Origin of the sequence: Agromyces zhanjiangensis, from assembly GCF_040496055.1 — a bacterium.
Classification (GTDB): domain Bacteria; phylum Actinomycetota; class Actinomycetes; order Actinomycetales; family Microbacteriaceae; genus Agromyces; species Agromyces zhanjiangensis.
This window is the reverse complement of sequence record NZ_JBEPKB010000014.1, coordinates 1-3,331: the sequence shown is the minus strand read 5'-3', so window position 1 is coordinate 3,331 and position 3,331 is coordinate 1. Positions and strand designations below refer to the sequence as shown.

Here is a 3,331-nt window from a genome sequence, read left to right as displayed (position 1 = left end):
TGATCCGAGGATTTCCGAATGGGGAAACCCCGCCAGGCCCCTTGTGGTGACCTGGTGACTCCCGCCTGAATGTATAGGGCGGGTAGAGGGAACGTGGGGAAGTGAAACATCTCAGTACCCACAGGAAGAGAAAACAACCGTGATTCCGTGAGTAGTGGCGAGCGAAAGCGGATGAGGCTAAACCGGTCATGTGTGATACCCGGCAGGGGTTGCATGGTCGGGGTTGTGGGACCTCTCGGGCTGTTCTGCCGGACAGCCGCGGTGACGCGTCAGGTATAGACGAACCGGATTGAAAGCCGGACCGGAGTGGGTGTGAGTCCCGTAGTCGAAATGCTTGGCCGGCCGGAGGGGGATCCCAAGTAGCACGGGGCCCGAGAAATCCCGTGTGAATCTGTCAGGACCACCTGATAAGCCTAAATACTCCCAGATGACCGATAGCGGACAAGTACCGTGAGGGAAAGGTGAAAAGTACCCCGGGAGGGGAGTGAAATAGTACCTGAAACCGTTTGCTTACAAACCGTCGGAGCGCCCGTGTTGGTGTGACGGCGTGCCTTTTGAAGAATGAGCCTGCGAGTTAGTGATCTGTGGCGAGGTTAACCCGTGTGGGGGAGCCGTAGCGAAAGCGAGTCTGAATAGGGCGATTCAGTCGCAGGTCCTAGACCCGAAGCGAAGTGATCTATCCATGGCCAGGTTGAAGCGACGGTAAGACGTCGTGGAGGACCGAACCCACTTAGGTTGAAAACTGAGGGGATGAGCTGTGGATAGGGGTGAAAGGCCAATCAAACTTCGTGATAGCTGGTTCTCTCCGAAATGCATTTAGGTGCAGCGTTGCGTGTTTCTTGCCGGAGGTAGAGCTACTGGATGGCCGATGGGCCTCAACAGGTTACTGACGTCAGCCAAACTCCGAATGCCGGTAAGTGAGAGCGCAGCAGTGAGACGGTGGGGGATAAGCTTCATCGTCGAGAGGGAAACAACCCAGACCACCGACTAAGGTCCCTAAGCGCGTGCTAAGTGGGAAAGGATGTGGAGTTGCACAGACAACCAGGAGGTTGGCTTAGAAGCAGCCACCCTTGAAAGAGTGCGTAATAGCTCACTGGTCAAGTGATTCCGCGCCGACAATGTAACGGGGCTCAAGCACGCCACCGAAGTCGTGGCATTACCGCATATCGATAGGCCTTCGTGGTCCAGTCGTGGTGATGGGTAGGAGAGCGTCGTGTGCCGGGTGAAGCGGCGGTGGAAACCAGCCGTGGATGGCACACGAGTGAGAATGCAGGCATGAGTAGCGAAAGACGGGTGAGAAACCCGTCCTCCGGAAGACCAAGGGTTCCAGGGTCAAGCTAATCTGCCCTGGGTAAGTCGGGACCTAAGGCGAGGCCGACAGGCGTAGTCGATGGACAACGGGTTGATATTCCCGTACCGGCGAAGAACCGCCCACACGAAACCAGGAGTGCTAAGCATCCCAAGACCTGGTGATGTCCTTCGGGACGGATCCTGGTGGCGGCGTGCGACCCCGTCTGGTGGAGTGAGCGTGATAACAGGTGTGACGCAGGAAGGTAGCCCAGCCCGGGCGATGGTTGTCCCGGGGCAAGCGTGTAGGCCGAGTCGTAGGCAAATCCGCGACTCATGCAGGCTGAGACGTGATGCGGATGAAAAGTGGGTGATCCTATGCTGCCGAGAAAAGCATCGACGCGAGGTTCCAGCCGCCCGTACCCCAAACCGACTCAGGTGGTCAGGTAGAGAATACCGAGGAGATCGAGAGAATCGTGGTTAAGGAACTCGGCAAAATGCCCCCGTAACTTCGGGAGAAGGGGGGCCCGATTCGTGAAGGGACTTGCTCCTGGAGCGTTGACGGCCGCAGAGACCAGTGGGAAGCGACTGTTTACTAAAAACACAGGTCCGTGCCAAGTCGCAAGACGATGTATACGGACTGACGCCTGCCCGGTGCTGGAAGGTTAAGAGGACCGGTTAGCCCTTCGGGGCGAAGCTGAGAATTTAAGCCCCAGTAAACGGCGGTGGTAACTATAACCATCCTAAGGTAGCGAAATTCCTTGTCGGGTAAGTTCCGACCTGCACGAATGGCGTAACGACTTCCCAGCTGTCTCAACCGCGAACTCGGCGAAATTGCAGTACGAGTAAAGATGCTCGTTACGCGCAGAAGGACGGAAAGACCCCGTGACCTTTACTACAGCTTGGTATTGGTGTTCGGTGTGGCTTGTGTAGGATAGGTGGGAGACTGTGAAGCGGGCACGCCAGTGTTCGTGGAGTCATTGTTGAAATACCACTCTGGTCACTCTGGATATCTAACTTCGAACCGTGATCCGGTTCAGGGACAGTGCCTGGTGGGTAGTTTAACTGGGGCGGTTGCCTCCCAAAGAGTAACGGAGGCGCCCAAAGGTTCCCTCAACCTGGTTGGCAATCAGGTGGCGAGTGTAAGTGCACAAGGGAGCTTGACTGCGAGACTGACAGGTCGAGCAGGGACGAAAGTCGGGACTAGTGATCCGGCAGTGGCTTGTGGAAGCGCTGTCGCTCAACGGATAAAAGGTACCTCGGGGATAACAGGCTGATCTTGCCCAAGAGTCCATATCGACGGCATGGTTTGGCACCTCGATGTCGGCTCGTCGCATCCTGGGGCTGGAGTAGGTCCCAAGGGTTGGGCTGTTCGCCCATTAAAGCGGTACGCGAGCTGGGTTTAGAACGTCGTGAGACAGTTCGGTCCCTATCCTCTGCGCGCGCAGGAAATTTGAGAGGATCTGACCCTAGTACGAGAGGACCGGGTTGGACGAACCTCTGGTGTGCCAGTTGTTCCGCCAGGAGCACCGCTGGTTAGCTACGTTCGGGATGGATAACCGCTGAAAGCATCTAAGCGGGAAGCCGGCCTCAAGATGAGATTTCCATCCCCTTCGGGGGGAGAGGCTCCCAGCCAGACGACTGGGTTGATAGGCCAGATGTGGAAGCACCGCAAGGTGTGCAGCTGACTGGTACTAATACGCCGACAACTTGACAATCACTTACACGCACCACGTTTCAAGGCGGTGGTGCGTGGCCTGATGACTCGCGTCCACTCTGTGGTTCCTGACAGACGAACACCACACACACAACAAAACAGCAGACACGTCCCACCCCACCCCGCATACGGGCCAGGGGCACGGGACCCCCGAAACCACCAACACCCCACCCACCAGGGCGGGAACAGTTGGTCCTCGAGTTTCGGCGGCCATAGCGCGAGGGAAACGCCCGGACACATTCCGAACCCGGAAGCTAAGACTCGCAGCGCCGATGGTACTGCAGGGGCGACCCTGTGGGAGAGTAGGACACCGCCGGACACACATTG

The 3,331-nt window shown here is 57.3% G+C and carries 2 rRNA genes; both read left to right on the top strand.

Annotated elements, in window-relative coordinates:
- A 23S ribosomal RNA gene (locus ABME02_RS18380) occupies nucleotides 1-3,005 on the top strand; the annotation flags it as partial.
- 201 nt (nucleotides 3,006-3,206) lie between these two features.
- Nucleotides 3,207-3,323, top strand: a 5S ribosomal RNA gene (rrf, locus tag ABME02_RS18375).
- The last annotated feature ends 8 nt before the right edge of the window (nucleotides 3,324-3,331 follow it).